Source organism: Pseudoxanthomonas dokdonensis, from assembly GCF_001431405.1.
GTDB classification, from domain to species: domain Bacteria; phylum Pseudomonadota; class Gammaproteobacteria; order Xanthomonadales; family Xanthomonadaceae; genus Pseudoxanthomonas_A; species Pseudoxanthomonas_A dokdonensis.
The window spans coordinates 122,065-136,764 of the sequence record NZ_LDJL01000001.1; the positions used below are offsets into that span (position 1 = coordinate 122,065).

The following is a 14,700-nucleotide window of genomic DNA, read 5'->3' on the forward strand; positions in this document are numbered from 1 at the left end:
ATGACCGCCATCAATTCCGGCAGCAACCCGATATCAGGTTCTGGCCGACAGCAGCTTGTGGGAGGGTTTTCCGTTCATCCCGGCGTGCGTCCGCGGAGGATTGACGCCATTGCCATTCACGCCTGCCGGATTGGTTCCGGAAGTGTGAACTACCTGCGTCGAGCGGTTACGTGAAGACCGCGGTGCGAACAACAACAACGGATTGGCCAGATTCCATCCCCCAAAAGAAAACAAACTTTCCTGTTGCCAACGTTACGTGTGTCCAACTGCAGCTGACAGCACTCCGGCTGCATTCAGTCCTGATGCGACCTGGTAAGAATTGTGAATTATCTCGCAGCGCGTCCTTGCTACCTGAACGGAGTTGATATGATTACGTTAAACCGAGCATAACACTTGAATGGTGATTTTCAAGCCGGGCCCACGGCCGTCAGCATCGACCGGCAAACAGCGCGGCGTGCCTCGGCGCGGCACCTGATGGCCCTGTCCCGCAGCCTGGCAAACAACGGCATTCGCCAGTCGACACACCACGAACAGACAGCGCGCGTCATGTTAATGAAGCGCCGGCCGCAGGGTCGTCACGACCGGACATTTGTGGACGGGCGTGCTAGCTTTGCCCACACCAAACGCCTTTGGCGATATCAACGCTATTCATCCATTAGCGGATTAATAATGTGATTAGCGTAACGTCAGAGGAGGCATCAATGGCCAGACAGGATTTTCCGAAGGAGACCATGGGCGCATCGGACAGCTCGGCGTTTGACGCGACAGGCAATGACGCCGTCCTGGGTACGGTCACCCGCCTGCTGGTCGACGCGGATGCCGGCGACAAGGATGTGTGGGGAAAGATTTACGGGTTGCTGTACCAGGACCTGCATCGGATTGCCCGCTCCCACGTCCGCCAGCAACGCAAAAGCGCCATCTCGCCAACCTCACTGGTCAGCGAGACCTGGCTGCGCCTGGCCCGCACTGAAGTCGCCGCTGAAAGCCGCGCGCATCTGGTGTCGCTGATCGCCCGGGCCATGCGCTACGTATTGATTGACGAAACCCGACGGTTGTTGCGCAGCAAGCGCGGCGGCGACCTGCAGTTCGTCTCACTGGAAGAACACCACGACCCGGTCAACGATCCGCAGCTGGAGCAGCTGCTGGCGCTGGACAAGGCGCTGGATGCGCTGGCCGGTGTCGACGAAAGGCTCGCCAAGATGGTCGAGCTGCGTTATTTCGGCGGTCTGGACGTGAAGGAAATAGCCGACGTGCTCAAGGTCACCGAGCGCACCGTGCGACGCGACTGGCGCAAGGCACGTGCGTTCCTTTATTCGCAACTGGGTAGCGATGACGGCGGGGCGCTGGAGGACCTGAATGCAGAGCCCTGAACAGCTTGCGCTCGCGCTGTTCGATGACTTCGTTGATCTGTCACCCAAGGCCCGCGGCAAAGCGCTGGAAAAACTGCGGCAGGAAAATCCGCGGGTCCACGAGTTGCTGGTGGTGCTGCTGGCGGCCGACGAAGAATCCCACGTCCTCGACGAGCTGCCACTGGACAGCCTGGCGCGGGCCACGCTGGAGCCCGACGCCGACGATGTCGCCCAGCAGATGCAGGAGCATCAGGCACGGGTCGGGACCCGGGTAGGCGCCTGGGACCTGCACGAGATTCTGGGCGTCGGCGGCATGGGCGCGGTCTATCTGGCCCAGCGCGCGGACGGCCATTACGATCAGGTGGCCGCGGTGAAATGCCTGCGCCGCGACCTGGCCTCGCCGGCGCTGGTGTCGGCCTTCCGCAACGAACGCAACCTGCTGGCACGGCTCAATCACTCGTTCATCGTGCCGATGCTCGACGGTGGCGTGGATGAGCACGGCAGCCCGTGGTTCGCCATGCAGCAGGTCGAAGGGCTGCCGATTACCGAATGGTGCGACCAGCAGAAGCTCTCGATCAGCCAGCGTATCGAATTGTTCATCCAGGCCTGTGACGCGATCAGTTATGCCCACAGCCAGATGATCGTGCACCAGGACATCAAGCCATCCAATCTGATGGTCAACGTCCGCGGCCGCCCCAAGCTGCTGGATTTCGGCCTGTCGGCGCTGCTCAGCGAAAGCAGCGACGAGAACCGGCGTATTGCCTTTTCCAGTGGCTACTCGGCCCCGGAAATCCTCGACGGCTCGCCCCCCAGCGCGGCGATGGACATCTATTCGCTGGGCGTGGTGCTGTATCAGCTGCTGTGCGCCGATTGGCCGCGGCGGATGCGTGCGTCCGACATGCTGGTGCCAATGGCCCGGCAGGAACGGGCACTCTCACCCAGCGAACGTGCGTTGAAGGCCAGTGTCGAAGTCGCCCGGGCCAGGCAACGGCGCAGCCCGGAAGCGCTGAGCAAGGCGTTGGCCGGTGATCTCGATGCCATCTGCCTGAAATGCGTGGCGACCAATCCCGAGGAACGCTACGCCTCGGTGCGCGATCTGCAGTTCGATCTGCGCGCCTATCTGGCTTTCCAGCCAATCAGCATCCGCGGCGGTACCCGCTATCGGCTTGGCCGCGCGCTGCGTCGCAACGCACAGCTGCTGACATTGAGTGGAGCCGTGCTGGTGTCGGCCATCGCCGGCCTCGGATTGACCCTGTGGCAATCACAACGGGCCGAGCGCGAGGCTCATTCGGCCCAGGTCATCAACCGGCTGTTCGAGGAAACGCTGGGCTCGGCCGCACTTGCCGGGGTTGGCGCCAACCAGGTCAACTCGCGCAGTCTGCTGGATGAAACCGAACAACGCCTGCGCGCGCTGCCAGCCGATGAAGCAGACAGCGCGGTGATCCTGCAGCGCGGTCTGGTGGCCCTGGCCAAGGGCTACGCCGCCATCGGCGAGTACGCGCATGCGACGGTGCTGGCCAGTGAAGCACGCGAACTGGGCAATGATGATCCGCTGCAGTACGCACGCAACGCCGGCACCCTGGCCACCCTGCTCAATCTGCAAGGCAACTATGCACAGGCGGAGACCATGGCCAGGTCGGCGCTGAAAGAGTTGCAGGACAACGCCTCGATGCAGAGCCAGGCCGAACAGGTCGCGCTGCAGTCCAGCATCGCCAGCGCGCGCTGGGGCCAGGGCGACAAGCAGACCGCCTTCGACATCATCAACCAGGCGCTGGGCCAGGCGCGCCACGTCGGTCCCGACGCCCAGGCGCAACTGCTGATCCTGCGGGGTTCGTGGAACGCGGCACTGTTGCAGTTACATACCGCCGAAAAGGATCTGCAGCAGGCGGTGGCGCTGAGCCAGGGTCAATATCCGGAAACGTATTATTCGGCCTGCGAAGAACTGGCCAACCTGTATCGCACCATGTTGCGCGTGGATGATGCCGACCGCATTGCGCGGATCCTGGTCGAGCAACGCTCCAGCTTCCTCGGCATGAACCATCCGGAAACCGGCCGCGCCTGGCTGGAGCTGGCCCACATCCAGCAGGTGCAGGGCGATTGGCAGGACGCCACGCAATCACTGGACAATGCCGAACGGATCCTGCGGGCCAGCCTGGGTAGTCACAGTCCGGAACTGGTCGGGGTGTTGATGGCCCGGTCCACCGAGTCGGTGGTTCTCTACAACGACCGCGAGTTGGCCGTCAGCCAGGCGCGCCAGGCCGCCTTCCTCGCCAGGAAGGCTCATGGACCGGCGCACCTGACGACAATCCGGGCAGAGAGCAACCTGGCGGTGAAGTTGACCTTCAACAGCCGGGGCGGGGATGCGGACCGGAGCAAGCATCTGCTTGAAGCTGAAAAACTGTTCAAGGACATTTTCCAGCGCGCCCAGGCCAACAACGTGCCTACCCCGTCGGATCGGCTCATCTATGCGGTTGCCCTGCTCAACAGCGGACGCGTGGATGAATCCGAGCAGCAGATTGATCTGGCCGAACCGATGATCCGCAACTACTACGGCAACGGTCACAGCCTGTGGCAGTACCTGCGGCTGGTGCGGGTCAATGTCATGGTCGCCAGGCGTCAGTACGCGATGGCCTATACCGCGCTGGGAACGATCATCGCCGATATTGAGAAGCTGCCCGCCAACCGCTACAACCGGCAGATGCTGGTGGAGGCGTATGAACTGCATGGAACGCTGGCGGCTCATCGTGGTGCCCACGAACAGGCCAGGGAAAGCTGGCGCAAGGCCATCAGCCATGCCGACGCGGAGAGCGCGCGCGTGGCCCGCTTGCAGGGCTATATCAATGGTGGGCAGGCGACCCTGCAGATGGAAGAAGCCATCGACGAGCAACCCTGACGTACGGCCCGTGATGGCAATGCGCTGGTGGCACGCCATTGCGCATGAGCGACATCGGGAACGTGTACTGCCCGGCTGTCGATGTCCATGGTAGAAGACGGATGGCCTCCGCCATCCGTCCGCCTACCTTGGATGGAGCCGGGTTACTTCTTCTGCAGAATGTAATTGCGAACCAGATGCGCGTGGCGCGACGCCAGGTAACGGTTGACCAGACCGTTCAAGGGTTCAGCCGTCGCCGGCGTATCTTTCAATGCTTCCACGACCAGCTTCCATATACCGTCGTGGGCCCAACGGGTAAAACGCACGTAGTTGCTGTGCCACATGCCGAATTCACGCGGCAACTGGTTCCAGTGAGCACCGGTGTGCGACACCCACAGCACGGCTTCAACGAAGGAGCGGGTGCGCGGGCTGTTGCGTGCGCGTGCGCCGACCAGCGGCGGCAGCGTATTGGTGATCTTCAGCCATTGCTCATTGCTCAGGCGCTGGCGCTGGCTGCTGTTGCGTTCAAAGGCGACTTCCAACGGTTCCTCGGGACGGGCGTTGCCGAGGATGTTCGCCATAAATGGTCTTGTTTCCATTCAATCCGCTCCACTTTTGTTCAAGGTAAGAAACGGAGCAAATCTGTGCTGTGTGACTTGCCCCACCTCACCTTTCGCCAAGAACGCGACAAAGCGGACATCCGATGTCCGAATTTTTCCGCAACGGACAAATAGCAGCCGACTTTCGTTCCATCTTTAGCAACTGTGAGTTAGTCACATTTATAAGAAGTGGGAACATCGAGTGATGCAGTGGGGTGCTGGCGGTCCATCGTTCCGGCATCTGCGAGGCCGCCGCTGACCCCAGCCATCAGCTGCTCCGCATCCGCGATCAGCTCAGCCAGGCCATCGCCAACGTGCAGCAATATGGTTCACACACGCACACCCAACCCACAGCCTGATTGCCGTCTCCGTCAGCGCTCTGATCCCCGGAACGTCGCAACCACAACACTCCGTGCACGGCGAGTGAAACCCGGCCTGCAACCGCGATGGATTCAGTTGCGGTCAAGATTGTTATTCAGGGCAAGTTTCATGCCTGTCGGCATACTGCCCGTCGCTGGCTGCGAACGATCTCATGCTGATCTCAGCGCCGGAATACCTACAACAATTAAAGAGAGCCCCTGAATGAAGAAGTCCCTGCTTGCCCTGACCTTGCTGGCCGCCGCACCGTTTGCCGCGTCCGCCGCCGATGGTATTTCCTACAACTATGTCGAAGGCGGCTATATCGCCACCAACGTCGACGGCCCCGATTCCGACGGCTGGGCGATCAAGGGTTCGGCCGCCATTGCCCCCAATTTCCACCTGTTTGGCGAGTACAGCGGCCAGGATGTCGACGACTTCAACGTCGATTTCGACCAGTGGCGTGTTGGCCTGGGCTACAACCATGAGCTGAGCGCCCGTACTGATTTGCTGACCCGGGTTGCCTATGAGAAGTACGATGGCGACTTCGTGGATTCCGATGGTTACAGCGTCGAAGTCGGCGTCAACAGCCTGCTGACCAACAACCTGGTCGGCTATGCACTGGCCGGCTACGAAGATGGTGACGACTACGACGGCGAGTTCTATGGCCGCCTCGGTGCACAGGTCAAGTTCAGCCCCAACTGGAGTGCCTCGGCCGACGTCAAGATGGTCGACGGCGATACCCAGTGGTTCGTCGGTCCGCGCTTCAGCTGGTAACCGACCCAGTCGCTGTCCGCGGCGCCGCGCTCTCTCCCCTGCGTCGCATCTGCAACCCGGCCACTGGCCGGGTTGTTCTTTTCCGCATGAGCCTGCACGTGTGCCGCTGATCGGTGGCGCCTCTCGCATGTGCATTGGCTGACATTTGGGTGGGGTCATTCATTTCACATTGCACCACCTTGCGGATACTGGCGCCGGATTTCCAGCTCCCTGGCTTGATATCCGCCTAAAAAAACGACAACAAGGATGAAACACATGAAGAAGTCCCTTTTGCTTGCCTCCCTCCTGCTGACCGCGCCGTTTGCTGCTTCTGCAGCCGAAGGCATTTCCTATTCCTACGTCGAAGGCGGTTACCAGGCCTTTGATATCGACGAACCCGGTGACGGCAACGGCAATGATGCCGATGGCTGGGCGCTGCGTGGCTCGTACGCGTTGACCGACAACCTGCACGTGTTCGGCGGCTACAGCCAGATGGACGTTGACAGCCTCGGCGATGGCCTGCTGTACAACACCGATGCACAGCTCGACGGCGCCCGCGTCGGTCTGGGCGTGAACTTCGAACTGAGCTCACGGTTAGACATGGTGGCGCGTGGCGCCTACGAGTGGAACAAGCTCGAGCACGACAAGACCAAGCTGGCCAACGGTGACGTCGTCGGGCTGCCGACCTCCTATCTGCGTGGCTACAGCTTCGAGATGGGCGTCAATGCCGCCCTGGTCAAGAACCGCCTGAACGCCAGCGCCTTCATGGGCTACCAGGACGGCACCAGCGAGATCAGCGGCAGCAACTACCGCAACGAGAACAACGGCATCGGCTATGGCCGCGTCGGTCTGGAAGGCGTATTCAACCCGAACTGGAGCATTGTTGCCGACGCCAAGATCTACGACGGCAGCGACATCGAGTGGTTCGTCGGTCCGCGCTTCACGTTCTGATCCGGCGCGCTGATCCAGCAAGCCCTGGCCCTCGCCGCTCTCTCCGGCGAAGGCATGAAAAAGACCGGCCACCTGGCCGGTCTTTTTTTGCTGCATCAGCAGGCGCAGCGTCGTCCTACTTGAACAACGTCTCCGGATACTCTGGCTTCTGCTCGCGCGCCATCAATTGCTTGAGGCCGTCGCTCGGACTGAGTTCGCCATGCAGCACTGCCTGCACCGCGCTGGAGATCGGCAGGTCGATGCCATGCCGGTTGGCCTGGCGCATGACTTCATCGGCGGTCTGCAACGACTCGACCACCTGGCCGATTTCACGCACCGCATCGTCCAGCGACTGCCCCTTGCCCAGCGCCAGTCCCAGCCGCCGGTTGCGTGACAGATCGCCGGTGGCGGTCAGCACCAGATCGCCTAGGCCGGCCAGCCCCATCAGGGTTTCCGGACGACCACCGATGGCCGCGGCCAGGCGCAGCATCTCGTTGAGGCCACGGGTGATCAGGCCCGCGCGTGCGTTCAAACCGAGCTGCATGCCGTCGGCAACACCGGTAGCAACCGCCAGCACATTCTTCATCGCCCCGCCGAGTTCGGCACCGACCATGTCGTCGCCGGTATAGGCGCGGAACGCCGGCCCGTGCATGACATTGGCGACACGTGCGGTGAACTCGCTGGCATTGCCGTGAACCGTGACCGCGGTCGGCAGGCCCAGCGTCACTTCCTTGGCGAATGAAGGCCCGGTGACCACCGCCAGCGGCACGTCGCTGCCGAGGATGTCTTCGGCGACCTCATGCAGGAAGCGCCCGGAGCCCGGTTCGAATCCCTTGGTCGCCCACGCCACGCCGGCCGTGGCAGGGCGCAACGCCGCCATCTGTCGCACGGTCGCGGTGAACGCGTGCGAGGGCACCACCACCAGCACGAAATCCACGTCCTGCATGGCCGCGGCCATGTCGGTCGTGGCACGCAGGTTGCCGGGCAGATCGATGCCCGGCAGATAACGTGGATTCTGATGCTGCTGGTCAATGGCCTGGATGACGACCGGGTCACGCCCCCACAGGGTGACGGCGTGTCCATGGCGCGCCATCAGGGCCGCCAGCGCGGTGCCCCATGAGCCGGCACCCAGCACGGCGATTTTCAACGAGTCAGCCATGCATCAACCCCGGCTCGCAGTGCACCGCCTACGGGCGTGCCGGCACCGGATCAAGCGTTGCCTGCGGGCTCGGCGGCAGCCAGCTCGCCGTCGGCGTTGTTCTGCGCGGCGCGCTGGCGCAGGGTTTCACCGTACAGCGCTTCAAAGTTGATCGGCTGCAGGAAGAACGGCGGGAAGCCACCGGCCTGGACCAGGTCGCTGACCAGCTGACGGATGTAAGGGAACAGGATGTTCGGGCACTGGGTGCCCAGCAGCGCATCGATCGCCTGCGGCTCCAGGCCGACCAGACCGAACACGCCAGCCTGCTGCACTTCGGCAACGTATGCAGTCTTTTCGCCGGCCTTGCAGGTCAGGGTCACGCCCAGCACCACTTCGAATGCGTTTTCGTTCAGGCGCTGCACTTTCTGGTTCAGATTGAGCTGCAGTTCCGGCTGCACGTTCTCGGCGAAGATTGCCGGTGCGCCAGGCACTTCAAACGAAACGTCCTTGACGTAGATCTTTTCGACAGTGAAAGCGGGACCATTGGCGGCGGCCGGCGCGGCGGCGCCATTGGTGGTTTCGTCAGACATTTCTTACTCCAGTATTCGTTGAGCGGAAGATTGAGGTGTAAGGCCCAGCATGGTGGCGGGCCCGGCCCGGTTCAAGGGCTGTACAGCGAGCTGAATGAAAGTTCAGCTCAAACCGCCATCAGCGGCCCTTGACCAGCGGCAGATCGGCGGCCTGCCACGAGCCGATGCCACCATCGAGCCAATAGACCTGTTCGAAACCGGCCTTCTTCAGCCGCTTGGCAGCCGTGCCCGAGGCCTGGCCATTGCGGCATACCAGCACTACCGGCAGTTGTCTGGCCGAGGCCAGCAGCTTGTTTTCCGGGTCGAACTGGCTCGGCGCGACGTTCTTGCTGCCGGCGATATGGCCTTTTTCGAAATCGCCGGCCGCCGACAGATCGACCACCAGTGCGTTTTCAGTGTTGATCAGGTGGGTCAGCCCGGCCGGGTTCAACGGCTTGTAGCCGCGGAACAGGCGCGCGATCTCGTTCACGATGATGGCCACGGTCAGTCCGGCGAACGCCAGCGACAACAGCGGGGACTGGGCGGCAAAGCTCTGCAGGGTCTCGAAATTCACGGATGGCGCAGGTTACGGGATGGGCCGCGATTGTCGCACAGGGGCCACGGCGTTGCCCGCCCCGCCGCCGTCCGGCTCACTGCCCGTTCCACAGGTCCGGCAGCCCCGTAACCAGCCACCAGCCTTTGTTTTCGGCGTCCCAGCGCCAGTGTTCCTGATAGCGCAGGGTGCGCTCGGCCATGGTGTGCTTGTTGATGACGCGCAGCTCGATATTACGGGTCACGGTATCGTCGGCCTCGAGCTGGCTGCTCAGGTCGCGGTAACCGGAAATCTGCACCTGTTCGTAGCGCGACAGTTCAACGTCGCTCAGCGGATGGGCCTGCCTGTAGGCCGGGTCGACCATCTGCCAGGCCGCTTCGAAATCGCCCCAGCGGATCGCGGCGGTCAAGGCAATCTGGCTCTGTTCCAGCTTGTTGCGCTGGCGGCGCGAAGTCTGCGCATCGGCCGTGCCCATGACCAGCAGCAAAGCCCACAGCACGCCGGCAGTTATCAATCCACGCATGTTGGTTCCCCCCTCAGGATGCCCATGCTAACCCACCGCGATGGCGACAAAGCGCCCTTCCAGGGTGCAGGCGGCCTGGCCGTCATCCAGATCCACCTGGGCCAGCACCTGGGTGCGGGCGCGGCCGCGGCGCCGCAGGGTAAGCATGAATTCGGCCCACTCGCCGTCGTCGCGCAAGCGGGCGCGTGCCTGCAACTGGCTGCGCAACGGGGTCAGGTAGCGTACCTGGCTGTCGGCGACATAGATCTCCGCGCGCAGGTCTTCCAGCGACAACCGCATCTGCAGCAGTCCCCAGCCGGCAATGGTCATCAGTGAACACAGGCTGCCGCCAAACGCAGTGCCCTTGTCATTGACGTTGGCGGCCAGCGGCGCGCGCAGTTTCAACCACGGTGCCTGGTAACCCTCGACTTCAACCTGCATGGCGCGCACCGGCGGCATGGCCTGATAGGCGTGGCGCAATGCATCCATCGCCGCTTCAACGTACATCGAACATAATCCCTGCATGGAACCGCATCTGTTGCCCTCATGGTACGTGATCTCGCTGCGCCCCCGTGGCAGCCACCAGCCGTTGCGACGAGGTGCCGCACGGCTGGGCGCTGGTTTCGTGGCGCTGTCACCATGGTCGCTGCAGGCGCTGGATGATCCACCGGCGCGGCGCGCACTGGAGCAGGCGCTGGCCAGTGACGTCATCGTATTCACCAGCCCACCCGCGGTGCGGGCGGCGGCGGCGTTGCAACCTTTGCGGGCCGACGGCCAGCAATGGCTGGCGGTCGGCAGTGCGACCGCGGCTGCGTTACGGCGAGCCGGTATCAACGCGGTGCTGGCACCGCAACGGATGGACAGCGAAGGTCTGTTGGCGCTGCCGGTGCTGCACGATCTGCACGGCCGGAGTGTGGGTCTGGTCACGGCCCCGGACGGACGGTCGCTGCTGGCGGCCGGGTTGATCCAGCGCGGTGCGCAGCTGCGCCGGGCCGACGTCTATCGCCGCTGCGAACTGCCGCTGTCAGCACCCGCGCTGCGTCAACTCGATGATGCGCGCGGGGCCGGCATGCTGATGGTCAGCAGCGCCAAGGCACTGCAGCAGGTGCTGTCGCAACTGGATCACGACAGGCGCGAGCGGCTGTTGCAGGCAACCGCGGTCGTTGCCAGCGAGCGCCTGCGACAACTGGCCGTCGAGCAGGGTTTCGCCGCGGTGGCGACGGCCGCCGGGCCACGACCGGCGCAATTGTTAAGTACCGCCGTACACGTTATGGGCGCACGCATCCGCTAGCATGGTGGCCTGCAGCGGACGCTGCAGACAGTAACGGGAAGAACGCATGGAAATCGAAGACACCACGCCTACGCCGCGCAAGCGGCTGGGCATCAAGGCGCTGACGTGGCTGATCGTCCTGCTGGTGCTGGCCTTTGCTGGCTGGCGCGGCTGGGAATGGTGGCAGGCGCGCCAGGCCGCTGAGATCGCCAAGATCGATGGCACCGAGCAGCGGATGCTGGCGCTGCAATCGCGACTGGATTCATTGCGCAGTGAACAGCGCGCGCAGAACCAGCGCCTGCAGGATGCCGCTGCCACCAACCGGGTGCTGCGCGACGAGGTGCTGGGCCTGAGCCAGCGTGGCGCGCTGCTGGAAGAAAGCGTCGCCAAACTGTCGGCCAGCACCGCCCATGGCCAGCGCGCGATGCGACTGGACGAACTGGAACTGCTGCTGACCCTGGCCAACCAGCGCATCGTCGTTGCCCAGGATCTGCTGGGCGCGCGCCATACCTACGCCCTCGCGGCCGAGGTACTGGAAAGCCTGCAGGATCCGCAACTGCTCAATCTGCGGCAATCGCTGGCACAGGAGCGCAGTGCACTCGATGCGCTGGGCAAAGGCCCGCAGGCGGAACTGATGCTGCAGCTGGATCTGCTGTCGCAGCGCCTGCAGGCATTGCCGCGCAATCTGGCCAGCGACAGCACGACCCCGCGCCCGGCCTGGCAACGCCTGCTGGCGCCGCTGGTCGACGTGCGGCCGGTACGCAAGGATGCGATCGTCGCCCCGACTGCGCGCAATTCCGGCGAGGCGGCACTGCAGATCGAATTGAGCCTGGCCCGGGCGGCGCTGCAGCGTGGCGATGAGGCCGGTTTCGATGCCGCGCTGGGTCGGGTCCAGGCCTGGTTGCCACGGCTGTGGCCGGCATCGGCCGATCTGGCACAGTGCCAGCAACAACTGCAGCAGATGCGCAAGGCGCCACTCAGTGCGCAATCGCCGGTTCTGGGCAGCACCCTGCTACAACTTCAGGATCTGCGCCGGGGTTCGCCACGGACTGACTTGACCGCCCCCATCACGCCCGCCGTACCGCCCGCGCCCACGACGGAGAACCAGCCATGAAACTGTTCCGTAGCGTCATCATCCTGCTGCTGTTGCTGCTGGTCGGCGTGGTCGTCTCGCAATGGCTGATGCAGGACGGCACGCGTGATCTGGGCGAAGTCTTCATCACCATGGGTGGTTATGAAATCACCACCAACGTGCCACGTGCCATCATTGCCCTGGCCTTGGCGGTGGGCGTGCTGTGGCTGGTCTGGTCGCTGTTGTCGATGCCGTTCCGGGTATGGGCGCGTTATCGCCGCAAGCAATACCGGGCACGATTGCTCGAAGGCCTGGAGGCGGTCCACCGCGGACACTGGCAGCGGGCGGAAAAGCTGTTGGATCGCGCAGCCGCCGACAAGGAAGTGGGAACCATCGCCCGCGTCGCCGCGGTTCGCGCCGCCGACGCACGGCTGGACGCGGCCGCCGCCGAACGCCACCTGTCGGCCCTGGCGCAAACCAATGCCACCGCTTATGCGCTCACGGTCGCAGACCGTGCACTGGCCCAGCAACGCCCGGCCGATGCGCTGGCCGCACTGGATGCACCGGCTGCCCAGCCTTTGCCGCCGCGCGGTCTGGCGCTGCGTGCCAAGGCGCTGGCCGCCAGCGCGCGCGGCAGTGATGCCTACGGCCTGCTGGGCCCATTGAAGCAACAGAATGCGCTGCCGAAGCCGACCCTGGACAAGCTGGAAGCGCAGTGGGCCGCCCAGGCATTGCGGGAAGCCGCTGATGCCAATGCGCTGGCCGAACGCTGGGAGCAGATGCCGAAGCTGCTGCGCACCCACCCGCAGGTCGTGTCGGCCTATGCCGAACGCGCCGCCAGCATGCGCTGGGACGATGCCGCCACCCATAGCCTGGAGCATGCGCTGGACAGCCAATGGGATGAGTCGCTGGCCGGGTTGTACGGGCGCCTGCCGCTGGAAAAGATGGATTCGCGCCGGGCCAGTGCCCAGCGCTGGTTGCAGGCACACCCGGCCAGCCCGGCATTGCTGGTGACTCTGGCCCGGCTGGCACGTGGCCAGGGCCAGCTGGCACAGGCACAGGAGTTCCTGCATCGCGCCCTGGCACAGGGTGCCGATGCCGAGGCCTGGGAGGAGATGGGCCATGGCTTCGCTGCCGCTGGCGAAGCGGATCTGGCCCAGCTCAGCTATGCCAACGCGTTGCGGGTGGCGCGTGGCGAAGCTGCCCGCGAACTGCCCGGCCGCGATCTGCGGCAGAAGATTTTCGATCAGGCCGTCACCGAGGAACGTGATGAACATGGCATGCCGCGCCTGCGCAGCTGACGCCGCAGGTTGCTTTCACTAAAAAAAGGCCCGGAGCAATCCGGGCCTTTTTATTTGAAGCGGGGCAAACCAGCGCGCGCCGTCGCGATCAGCGTTCGATGATCGCCACCACGCCCATGCCGCCGGCGGTGCAGATCGATACCAGCGCACGGCCGCCGCCGCGCTGCTTCAGCTCCTTGGCCACGGTGGCGACGATACGCGCGCCGGTCGCGGCAAACGGATGACCGGTTGCCAGCGAGGAACCATTGGGATTGATTCTGGCCGGATCGATGCGGCCCATCGGTGCGTCCAGACCCAGGCGGTTCTTGCAGTACTCCTCGCTCTCCCAGGCCCGTAACGTGCACAGCACCTGGGCGGCGAAGGCTTCGTGGATTTCGTAGATGTCGAAATCCTGCAGGCTCAGGCCATGGCGCTTGAGCATTTCCGGCACCGCCACGGTTGGCGCCATCAGCAGGCCCTCGCCATGCACGAAATCCACGGCCGCCACCTGCGAATCGCGCAGGTAGGCCAGTGGCTCGTGGCCGTGGGCCTGGGCCCATTCGTCGCTGGCCAGCAACACCGCCGCGGCGCCATCGGTCAGCGGGGTGGAATTGGCCGCGGTCAGGGTGCCGCGACCGGAGACGCGGTCAAATGCCGGCTTCAGCGTCGCCAGCTTTTCCAGCGAGGTGTCCGGGCGCAGGATGTTGTCGCGGCTCTGGCCACGGAACGGCGCGATCAAATCATCGAAAAAGCCGCGCTCGTACGCCGCAGCCAGCTTCTTGTGCGATGACACCGCCCACTCGTCCTGCGAGTCGCGGCTGATGTTCCATTCCTTGGCCATGTCCTCGCAGTGATCGCCCATGCTCTTGCCGGTGCGTGGTTCGGCCACGCCGGGGAACTCGGGCTTGAGCTCACTGAACTTGAAGCCCTGCACCATCGCCTTGATCTTGTCGCCGGTGCTCTTGGCCCGGTTGGCCGCCAGCAGCCGCGAGCGCAGCTTCTTGCCATACACGATCGGCACGTCGGAGGTGGTGTCGGAACCGCCGCCGATGCCGGATTCAATCTGTCCCAGCGCGATCTTGTTGCCGACGGTGATGATCGAATCCAGGCTGGTCCCACAGGCACGCTGCAGGGTGATGCCCGGGGTCAGCGGCGACAGCCCCGACGACAACGCCGCCTCGCGACCCAGGTTCCAGTCGCTGGGATGCTTGATCACCGCGCCCATCGCCACCTCGCCCAAGGCCTGGCCATGCAGGCCGAAACGTTCGACCAGTGCGCCCAGCGTGCGCACCGACATGCCCAGGTTGCCGACGTCGGCATAGGCCGTGTTCTGGCGGCAAAAAGGAATGCGGACGCCGCCGAGGATGGCGACGGGGCGAGCTGTGGACATGGGATTCCTCATCGGAAATGTGGGCGGTGGGTGGAAGATGCAGTATCGGTTGTCACGACCTGC

The 14,700-nt window shown here is 64.0% G+C and carries 14 protein-coding genes; 7 read left to right on the plus strand and 7 right to left on the minus strand.

What is annotated here, in order from left to right; all coding sequences use genetic code 11:
- Positions 1-701: 701 nt before the first annotated feature.
- Both ABB29_RS00445 and ABB29_RS00450 read left to right on the plus strand, forming a co-directional pair.
- Positions 702-1,370 (plus strand): ECF-type sigma factor, encoded by a 669-nt coding sequence (locus ABB29_RS00445; RefSeq protein WP_083487311.1) that lies wholly within the window; start codon positions 702-704, stop codon positions 1,368-1,370.
- Positions 1,357-4,242: a serine/threonine-protein kinase gene (locus ABB29_RS00450; RefSeq protein WP_057656639.1), complete on the plus strand. Its 2,886-nt coding sequence runs from the start codon at positions 1,357-1,359 to the stop codon at positions 4,240-4,242. Before ABB29_RS00445 ends, ABB29_RS00450 begins: the two co-directional genes overlap by 14 nt.
- 143 nt (positions 4,243-4,385) lie before the next feature.
- Here ABB29_RS00450 and ABB29_RS00455 read toward each other — a convergent pair whose 3' ends face one another.
- Positions 4,386-4,802, minus strand: coding sequence for a transposase (locus ABB29_RS00455; RefSeq protein WP_057656640.1), 417 nt, complete (start codon positions 4,800-4,802; stop codon positions 4,386-4,388).
- A 600-nt stretch (positions 4,803-5,402) separates the two neighbouring features.
- Between ABB29_RS00455 and ABB29_RS00460 the strand changes: the two genes are divergently transcribed.
- Together ABB29_RS00460 and ABB29_RS00465 are read left to right on the plus strand one after the other, a co-directional pair.
- Positions 5,403-5,954 (plus strand): OmpO family porin, encoded by a 552-nt coding sequence (locus ABB29_RS00460; RefSeq protein WP_057656641.1) that lies wholly within the window; start codon positions 5,403-5,405, stop codon positions 5,952-5,954.
- 255 nt (positions 5,955-6,209) lie between these two features.
- Complete coding sequence (locus ABB29_RS00465; protein WP_170185828.1) at positions 6,210-6,884, plus strand: outer membrane beta-barrel protein; 675 nt, start codon at positions 6,210-6,212, stop codon at positions 6,882-6,884.
- A gap of 115 nt (positions 6,885-6,999) precedes the next feature.
- Here the strand turns inward: ABB29_RS00465 and ABB29_RS00470 are convergent, their stop codons facing one another.
- The 5 genes from ABB29_RS00470 to ABB29_RS00490 all read right to left on the minus strand — a co-directional run bounded on the left by ABB29_RS00470 (position 7,000) and on the right by ABB29_RS00490 (position 10,150).
- Positions 7,000-8,022: an NAD(P)H-dependent glycerol-3-phosphate dehydrogenase gene (locus tag ABB29_RS00470; protein ID WP_057656643.1), complete on the minus strand. Its 1,023-nt coding sequence runs from the start codon at positions 8,020-8,022 to the stop codon at positions 7,000-7,002.
- A gap of 50 nt (positions 8,023-8,072) precedes the next feature.
- Positions 8,073-8,591, minus strand: a complete 519-nt coding sequence (gene secB / locus ABB29_RS00475; RefSeq protein ID WP_057656644.1) for a protein-export chaperone SecB — start codon at positions 8,589-8,591, stop codon at positions 8,073-8,075.
- 118 nt (positions 8,592-8,709) lie between these two features.
- Positions 8,710-9,144 carry a rhodanese-like domain-containing protein gene (locus ABB29_RS00480; RefSeq protein ID WP_057656645.1) on the minus strand — a complete coding sequence of 145 codons (435 nt, stop codon included), beginning with the start codon at positions 9,142-9,144 and terminating at the stop codon, positions 8,710-8,712.
- A 76-nt stretch (positions 9,145-9,220) separates the two neighbouring features.
- Positions 9,221-9,646, minus strand: coding sequence for a hypothetical protein (locus ABB29_RS00485; RefSeq protein WP_057656646.1), 426 nt, complete (start codon positions 9,644-9,646; stop codon positions 9,221-9,223).
- A 27-nt stretch (positions 9,647-9,673) separates the two neighbouring features.
- A complete protein-coding gene (locus tag ABB29_RS00490; RefSeq protein ID WP_057656647.1) occupies positions 9,674-10,150 on the minus strand; it encodes a YiiD C-terminal domain-containing protein in 477 nt (158 codons plus the stop codon).
- On the opposite strand from ABB29_RS00490, the gene ABB29_RS00495 reads away from it, so the two are divergent.
- Genes ABB29_RS00495 through ABB29_RS00505 form a run of 3 tightly spaced genes read left to right on the plus strand, consistent with a single transcriptional unit; the run spans position 10,149 to position 13,268 of the window.
- Complete coding sequence (locus ABB29_RS00495; RefSeq protein ID WP_057656648.1) at positions 10,149-10,916, plus strand: uroporphyrinogen-III synthase; 768 nt, start codon at positions 10,149-10,151, stop codon at positions 10,914-10,916. The two genes, ABB29_RS00490 and ABB29_RS00495, sit on opposite strands and share 2 nt — an antisense overlap.
- A gap of 46 nt (positions 10,917-10,962) precedes the next feature.
- Complete coding sequence (locus ABB29_RS00500) at positions 10,963-12,009, plus strand: uroporphyrinogen-III C-methyltransferase (RefSeq protein ID WP_083487314.1); 1,047 nt, start codon at positions 10,963-10,965, stop codon at positions 12,007-12,009.
- A complete protein-coding gene (locus ABB29_RS00505) occupies positions 12,006-13,268 on the plus strand; it encodes a heme biosynthesis HemY N-terminal domain-containing protein (RefSeq protein ID WP_057656649.1) in 1,263 nt (420 codons plus the stop codon). Before ABB29_RS00500 ends, ABB29_RS00505 begins: the two co-directional genes overlap by 4 nt.
- Positions 13,269-13,356: 88 nt before the next feature.
- Here ABB29_RS00505 and ABB29_RS00510 read toward each other — a convergent pair whose 3' ends face one another.
- Positions 13,357-14,637: an acetyl-CoA C-acetyltransferase gene (locus ABB29_RS00510; RefSeq protein WP_057656650.1), complete on the minus strand. Its 1,281-nt coding sequence runs from the start codon at positions 14,635-14,637 to the stop codon at positions 13,357-13,359.
- Between the last annotated feature and the right edge of the window lie 63 nt (positions 14,638-14,700).